Below are 7447 nucleotides of genomic sequence, written 5' to 3'. Positions count from 1 at the left end.
CGAGTGCCCGGCCACGGCCCCGCCGAAAAACACCTGCGCGCCGCCCAGGGCCAGACGATCGAAGGGAGACGGCGCAACGCTCGGACACTCAGCCCTGTTCGACCGGGACGACGACGAGCTCGGCCACGTTGACGTGGGGCGGGGCCGCGACCGCGAAGGCGATGGCCTCGGCGATGTCCTCGGGGTCCAGCGGACGCATGCCGGCGCGCATCTGCGCCAGAGCCTCCGTCATCTCGGCGTCCCGCATGTCCGCACCCAGTTCGGTGAGGGTCACCCCGGGCTCGACGTTCTTGACGCGGACGCCACGCGGCCCGAGCTCGGCCCGCAGGTTGCGGGTGAGGTGGGCGACGGCGGCCTTGGTCGCCGAGTAGACCGACCAGCCGGGATAGAGGGCGTGCCCGGCCACCGAGCCGACGTACACGAGGTCCGCGGGACCGCCCTTCGCCGCCGCGCCGATCAGGTCGTCGGTGAACGCGCGTGACGTGTGCAGCAGGCCGCGCAGGTTGACGTCGATCATGCGCTCCCACTCGTCGGTTCCCGCCGTCTCGAACGGCGCGCCGAGCATCACCCCGGCGCTCGCGACGACGAGGTCCACCGCCCCGAGTTCCGCGCCGACCGTACGGGCCGCGGCGCGAACACCCTCGGGATCGGTGAGGTCGACGGCCAGCGGCAGCACGGCTCCCGCCGCCGTAGGCCGCATTTCGTCGGCCAGTTCCTTCAGGCGGTCCTCGCGCCGGCCCAGCACGGCGACGGACGCCCCGCCGGCGGCCAGCCGACGGGCGGTCGCCGCGCCGATCCCACTGGAGGCACCGGTCACGACCGCGACGCGACCGGCGAGAGGACCAACTGCGCCATCGGACCTGATTGTTGCGTTGCTCATGCCGACCACCCTGCGGCCGCACCGCCCGTACGATCCAGACCGCGCCCCGCCCGGGACCAGCGCTCATAGGAGTCCCCCGGCCACCTTCCCTACGTCCGTACGTCGCGGACCCGGCTGCGGCGAAGTGGTACCGATCACTGCATGAGACCGGCAGCGAGGCATGCATGAGACCGGTACTCACCGCTGCATGAGAGCGGTACTGGCTCCATCTCCGGATGACCGGGCTGACCGCACGCGAACGCCGGTGCCGGGCCTCTGCTCAGCCCGGATCGCGATCGCTGGGCCGGTCAGGCTTTCACCGAGGGCTGTACGGCTTTCAACTGCTCACGCGCCTCCCGCATCTCCGGCACACTCGCCCACCGCGCGGATTCCGCCAGGATCTCATCGACCTTCTGGTCGAATCGGCACGAGGTGATCAGAGGACTCAGCCGGGCGACGGCCCGCATCTGGTGCGCGGCCCGGTTCGGATCGGCCGCCCGCAGCGCCGCGTGCGCGCTTTCACCGAGCCACAGGCCATGGAGGAGCGGGAGCCCCTGGAAGCGGCGCACCGCTTCATCGAGGTAACGCTCGCCCTCTTCATGGTGACCGAGGTGACTGAGAACGATGCCGGAGCTTCCCAGAATCATCGCTCCGCTCTTGGACGAGGCGCCGTCATAGCCGTGCGCGATGTCGAGCAGGTTGCGGGACCGGCGCTCGGTACCGCCTGCGTTCGTCTTAGCGAGACAGACGCCCAACCGGACGCTCAACCGCGCCTTGCACTCATCCGTGAGCGCCGGAAGCCCGAGACCGCGTTGTGCGTACATGGCCGCTCGCCGGTGGTCGCCTCGGTAAGAGCTGACCTGGCTCAACAACTCGAACGCGTTAGCCGTGTCCTCAGCATGATCGGCCCTTTTCGCCAGAATCAACGCGAAGTTGCCCGCCTTTTCCGCCTTGTCGAACATACGGGCGTCGTACAGCACCACGGATGCCGCGCGGGCCAGGCCGGCCGATGCCACCTGAACGTCCGGGTCGAGTGCGTTGATCGAGTGCCCGATCCTACCGAGGTGCCGTAAAGCGGTCGCGACCAGCGGAACTCCGCCGATCTCGTACCGCGTGGTGCGAAGTTGTGTCGCCAGCGCACGGAGATAATGCGGATCTTCATAGGGGCCGACCTTTGCCGACGGCAGAAGTGCGACCGAGGCCGCCGTTGCGATGAATGATCTCCGCTTCAAGGGATCCTCTTCCTCCCCTATAGGCGTTATGCGCAACTCCCAGCCTACGCGGGCGAGAAGCCTGCTCGCCTTGATGATCCCTGGATCGCGCCGTTCACGCGAGACCTGCGAGACCCAGACCTGCGACATGCCCAGCTCCCGGGCGAGTTTCACCTGGGACCACCGGCGGCTTTTCATGATCAATTTGAGGGCTTCTGCCAGGCTCCGCGCTTCCACGGCGACAGGCTATAACCGGTCGCGATTACGCACTACCCGATTACAGGAGGTGGCCGAAACGATAAGGCGACGCCGAGAAGAGACGAGTATTCCGCCCCCCGGAAACCTTGATCGAAAGGCACGATTATGGCCGCACAGGAGCCGGACGGCGAAACGTCCAGAGAAGCACGACTCATCGCGACCCGACTGGGCGAACTCTCCACCGCCCTCACCGAACGGGGCCTGACCGTCCGGGTCGGCGCGGCGGCGGTGATGGCGTGGAATCCGGCGGCGTCACGACTGTCGCAGTACGTGGCACTGTGCGGTCACGCGGACCGCTCACTCCATTGGTACTGGTGCTGGACCGGCCCGTCCCGGAAAGCGCCACTGGAGACGGAGTACATGTGCGCGGCCGAGGAGATCACGCACGCGGCCGACCTCATCGCGAAGGTCCTCCGCGTCGGCGACTCCGAGGACGGCTGACCGATGGAGGCCGGCGGTCTTCCGGGTCCGCGCGACACACGCGTCGACCACGAACCCGGTCCCCGACGGGGAGACCTGGGCGGGACCGACCCGGCGCTGTGGCTGGCCCGCCTGCGCCGGGAGTTCCCCCGCTGGGGGATTCTGCACGACCCCTTCGCGCCTGCCTGGATCGCCGTACGAGGCCGCGCGCAGATGGAAGTGACGCGGACGGCCTTCGAACTGCGTGACCGCCTCAGGTCGCACTCCGGCCGGCCGGATGGGTCGCGATGACCCGGCGATGACGGCCCACCACGGTCATCACCATGATCACGGCGGTGGCCCCGCCGAGCAGCATGGCGGCCCGCAGGGACGTGCGATCCACGACGAGGCCGCCGACCAGGGCGCCGGTCGACAAGGTCGCCTGAAACGAGGCCGTGAACAAGACCGAGGCCGCCTCCGGCGCGTGCGGGGCCGCCTTGACGAACCAGGTCTGCGAGCAGACCGGGACAGCGCCGTAGCCCACCCCCCACACGATCAGCAGTACGGTGGCACCCGGCTCCCACCGGCCGAGGTACGGAAGCGCCAGCGTGGCCGCGGCGATCAGGCCTCCGGCGACGCCGAACGTGATGTGCGGACGCCGGGCGACGGCGGCGCCCGCCAGGAAGTTCCCGGCGAGGCCGGCGACGCCGTAGGCCAGCAGGAACAGCGTGATCCGCCCGGAGGACACCTGGGTGACCCGCTCCAGGAAGGGCGTCACGTAGGTGTAGGCGCCGAAGTGCGCGAGGACGGCGAGAACCGTCACCAGCAGCGCGTACCGGGTGTCCACGCCGCGGAGCGTGCCGCGGAGGACGGCGAGCCGCGTGATCCGCTCGGCGGGCAGCGGGGGCATCAGCACGGCGAATGCGACGAGCACCGCCACGGACAGCAGGCCGAGCGCCACGAAGCTGACCCGCCACCCTCCCAGGTCCCCGATCAGCGTCCCCAACGGCACGCCGAGAACCGAGCCCAGCGGAACGGCCGAGAAGATGACGGCCGTCGCCCTGCGCGCGTTCCCCTCCGGGACCAGACGGCCGGCCAGTCCCGGGCCGATGGACCAGAAACCGCCGATGACGACGCCCACGAGGACGCGTGAGACGAGCACCGCCCAGTACGTCGTCGCGGTGGCGGCGATGAGGTTCGCCGACGCCAGCAGGAGCATGAAGGCGCACAGCATCAGCCGCCGATCGATCCGGGCGGTCGCCACGGTGACCAGCGGCGCGGAGACCGCCGCGAGGTAACCGGGCATGGTCATCATCAATCCGGCGGTGCCGTCGGAGACGGTGAAATTGGAGCCGATGGACGTCAGCAGTCCGATCGGCAGGATCTCGGTGGTGACGATCGAGAAGATCCCCAGCATCACCGCCAGCACCGCGGGCCACCCGGCCCGTGCCGACCGGGCCGATGTGGCGGAGTCACCGGCCGAAGTGGTGAGCGTGGACATTCGAACCCCGTCCTAGGAGGGATGTGACAGCGATGTCCTCCACCCAACCGGCGTCCGTGGCCGGGTGCTGGCGAGTTCGCGGCGTCACCGTGGCCGCCGAGGGATGACGCCGGATCCTCGCTCGCCGGGAAGAGCCTCCTCGGCGGCGGGCTGACGCCTCGGGCTGATCGGCGAGACACCTTGCGGCGCGAAGTTAATGCGACTAACTTGAAGTTAATCGCATTAACTTCTGCTGTCTCGAGGAGCACCAATGCACGTCTCGGCCGCCGCGCCCGTTCGTCCCCGCCTCTTCACCGTCCCCGCCGTCACCGGCGTGGCGTACGCGCTGTCCTGGGTCGCCGGGCTGTCCCTCGGAGCGCCCAGCCCGAAGCTCACCGCCTCCGGGAGCGAGATCGTCACGGCCTTCGCGGGGCACGAGGGCGTCGTGGCGGCCCAGTTCGCCTTGACCGAGGGCCTTCCGGCGGCCGGCCTGGCGATCGTCTCCGTCGCGCTGGCCCGGGCCGCGCGCCGCGACGGATCGGCCGGCACCGCCCGGACCCTCGGGATCGCCGGCGCGATCGCCGCGACGATCTCCCTGATCCAGTTCGTGCTCGGCGTGGCGCTGTCCCGTACGACCGCGCCCGGCACCGCGCACCTGCTGTTCCAGGCGGGCGACCGGCTGGACGGGGTGAAGATGCTCGCCCTGGCCGTCGTCGGCGCGGCCGCCGCCGCGTCAGGGGCGCTCCCCCGGTGGCTGCGGTACGCGGGAGCCGCGCTCGCCGTGTCCATCGCGGCGTCCGGCGTCGTCTACCTGTTCCTCCTGCAGAGCCTCGCCCTGCTGGCCGCGCCCGCCCTGATCCTGCTGCTGGTCTTCGTCACCGGCGCCGGGGTCGTGCTCGGGCGATACGGTCGGTGACCATGCCCCGCGTTGGACTGACCCCCGAGCGCATCGTCGCCGAAGCGGCGGCCGTCTCCGACGAGGTGGGCCTGGACCGGCTCACCCTCGCGGCGGTCGCCCAGCGGTGCCGTGTCTCCCTCCCCGGCCTCTACAAGCACGTCGACGGGCTCGAAGCCGTCAAACGGGACGTGGCGCTGCTGGGCATCCGTGAACTCACCGGCGCCGTGACCCGGGCGGCCGTCGGGCTGACGGGCCGGGACAGCCTGCGGGCGGCGTCCCGCGCCTACCGGGCCTACGCCGTCACCCATCCCGGCCGCTACGCCGCGAGCGTGCAGGCCCCGGCGCCCGGCGACGAGGAGTACACCATGGTGAGCGATCAGGCGGTCGCCGTAGCGGCCGCCGCCATCAGCGGCTACGGACTGGAGGGCCCGGACCTGATCCACGCGATCCGCATGTGGCGCACCGTCTGCCACGGCCTCGTCTCGCTGGAGGCGGCCGGCGGCTTCGGCCTCCCGGAGTCCCTGGACCTCACCTTCGACCATCTCATCGACGCCCTCGACACGGCGTTCCGTACTCTGGCGTCCCACCGCCGTCCGGAGCGGTGATCAGCGGAAACGCCGGCCGAGCAGCCGCGCGGGGTCGAACTCGACCGGGAACGGATCGGTCAGCTTCACGAGTTGCCCGGCATCGACGTGAGCGACGCCGACATAGGCGCCGTCACGCAGGCTCAACACCTCCACGTACGGCGGATTCACCCCGATCAGCTCGATCCGGAGGAAGGTGGGGATGCCGGCCGCCGCGTAGATGCGCGGCTTGTCCTGGTAATCCCGTCGCCGGTTCCCTTGACTGACGATCTCTGCGACGAGATGCGTCTGCTCGGGCAGTAGCGCCGCCACCCCCGCGAGGATGGCGTCGGCGTCACCCACCACGATGTCGGGAATCGGCACCTCGGTCGCCGTTCGGATACCGCAGGGTCCGACGATTTCCATGTTCTCCGGCGCGGCCGCCGCCAGAATCGTCGACAGCCTTGCCGAGCAGACCTGGTGATCCGACAGCGGAGGCGGGCTCACGACGAAGCTCCCGTCGATGAGCTCGACGCGCCGTCCCTCGATCTCCGGGAGATTCAGCCAGTCAGCGACTGTGTAGTAACCGTGCGCGGAGGTGACCGGGAACGGCATCGCCATGCGCTCTCACACTCCGAGATTGATTCGTGACCCTTCGATGCGAAGGGTAGCGAGCGTCGAGCGGTGACACCCGGCCGTTCACGAGAGGATCAGTCTTTTTCGGTGACAGGCGACGGCGGACGGGACCCGTGCGCTCTCCGGGCCGCGCAGGCGATGAGGAGGACGGCGGCGAGGGCGAGGGTGGCGTTCATGATGTAGTCGGCGGTCCGCTTTGGACCTGACTCGGGGCGCATGGCGATTCCGGTCCAGGCGTAGGTGAGGAGCGCGCCCGAGGCCAGGGCGAGCCGGTGCGTGCGGCCCCAGCCCCGCCGCCGGGACCAGCGGCCGACCACGAGGACTGTGGCGGCCGGCAGGGCGACGGCCGCGGCGACGCTCCACCAGCCGGGCAGGTCCGCGGTGGACAGGAACGCGCCCGAGGCGACGAAGGCGACCAGCCCGGCGACGACCGGTCGAGGAGGGTTCCCGGGAAGCGGGCCGGCGGGTCGCCGGCGGAAGGCCACCACGATGAGCACGGCGATGACGGCTCCGGTGCCGAGCAATTGGGGCGGGGTGGCGAAGAAGTGCTCGTCGTGATGGGTGCCCCAGATGGTCACGGCCGTGCCGAAGACGAAGACGGCGGCGGTGACGACGAGTCCGCGGCGGCCCAGCCAGGGCGTCTCGGAGCGTTCGGGGACGAGCGCCTCGACCAGCGTGATGCCGACGTTGGTGCTCCAGACGGCGTGCATGGTGAGCACGCCGATCGTGAGCCAGCCGCCCATCCCGAGCGCGGGGATGTAGGTGTCGCCCATCTCGTCGTTCCCGGCGTAGTGCCGGTTGAACAGCATCTGGTCGGCCAGCCCCTCTTCGAGGAGGCCGTACGCGACGCCGAGGATCAGCATCGTGGCCGGTCCACGCCCGGCCCGCCGCGCCGTCTCGCGGATGAGCAGGGCGCCGCCGCCGTAAAGCGGGGCGAGCACGGGCAGGAAGGCCACCGTCTCCTCGACCCGCAGATTGCCCAGCAGCAGTTCACCGATGGCGGGGGCGAGGATGAAGAGGGCGACGGCCGGGGCGACGCGCCGCCGCAGCGGCGGCCGGCCGGGCCGGGTCGCGGCCTGTCGAACGTCTCCGTCCTTCATGGTGCGAGCCTGCCGGTCCGGTGGGCATCCCCGATAGCGCCGT

The 7447-nt window shown here is 70.5% G+C and carries 8 protein-coding genes; 3 read left to right on the top strand and 5 right to left on the bottom strand.

From position 1 onward, the window contains the following. Positions 1-88: 88 nt before the first annotated feature. Together NE235_RS30885 and NE235_RS30880 are read right to left on the bottom strand one after the other, a co-directional pair. On the bottom strand, positions 89-880 hold the full coding sequence (locus NE235_RS30885) for an SDR family oxidoreductase (RefSeq protein WP_252809158.1): 792 nt from the start codon (positions 878-880) through the stop codon (positions 89-91). Positions 881-1167: 287 nt separating this feature from the next. Then, entirely contained in the window at positions 1168-2307 is a 1140-nt protein-coding gene (locus tag NE235_RS30880) for a helix-turn-helix domain-containing protein (protein ID WP_252809156.1), read from the bottom strand. A 126-nt stretch (positions 2308-2433) separates the two neighbouring features. Between NE235_RS30880 and NE235_RS30875 the strand changes: the two genes are divergently transcribed. Beyond that, complete coding sequence (locus NE235_RS30875) at positions 2434-2769, top strand: hypothetical protein (RefSeq protein ID WP_252809154.1); 336 nt, start codon at positions 2434-2436, stop codon at positions 2767-2769. 232 nt (positions 2770-3001) lie between these two features. On the opposite strand, the gene NE235_RS30870 is transcribed toward NE235_RS30875, so the two are convergent. Continuing rightward, entirely contained in the window at positions 3002-4228 is a 1227-nt protein-coding gene (locus NE235_RS30870; RefSeq protein WP_252809152.1) for an MFS transporter, read from the bottom strand. Positions 4229-4478: 250 nt separating this feature from the next. On the opposite strand from NE235_RS30870, the gene NE235_RS30865 reads away from it, so the two are divergent. Further along, positions 4479-5123: a hypothetical protein gene (locus NE235_RS30865; protein ID WP_252809150.1), complete on the top strand. Its 645-nt coding sequence runs from the start codon at positions 4479-4481 to the stop codon at positions 5121-5123. A gap of 2 nt (positions 5124-5125) precedes the next feature. Next, positions 5126-5710, top strand: a complete 585-nt coding sequence (locus NE235_RS30860; RefSeq protein WP_252809148.1) for a TetR/AcrR family transcriptional regulator — start codon at positions 5126-5128, stop codon at positions 5708-5710. Here NE235_RS30860 and NE235_RS30855 read toward each other — a convergent pair whose 3' ends face one another. Both NE235_RS30855 and NE235_RS30850 read right to left on the bottom strand, forming a co-directional pair. Then, positions 5711-6289 (bottom strand): Uma2 family endonuclease, encoded by a 579-nt coding sequence (locus NE235_RS30855; RefSeq protein WP_252809147.1) that lies wholly within the window; start codon positions 6287-6289, stop codon positions 5711-5713. An 89-nt stretch (positions 6290-6378) separates the two neighbouring features. Next, positions 6379-7404: a hypothetical protein gene (locus tag NE235_RS30850; RefSeq protein ID WP_252809145.1), complete on the bottom strand. Its 1026-nt coding sequence runs from the start codon at positions 7402-7404 to the stop codon at positions 6379-6381. Between the last annotated feature and the right edge of the window lie 43 nt (positions 7405-7447).

It is taken from the genome of Actinoallomurus spadix, from assembly GCF_024055725.1.
GTDB lineage: Bacteria > Actinomycetota > Actinomycetes > Streptosporangiales > Streptosporangiaceae > Actinoallomurus > Actinoallomurus spadix.
Note: the sequence above shows the minus strand (reverse complement) of the source record. Positions and strands in the feature narration are given on the sequence as shown.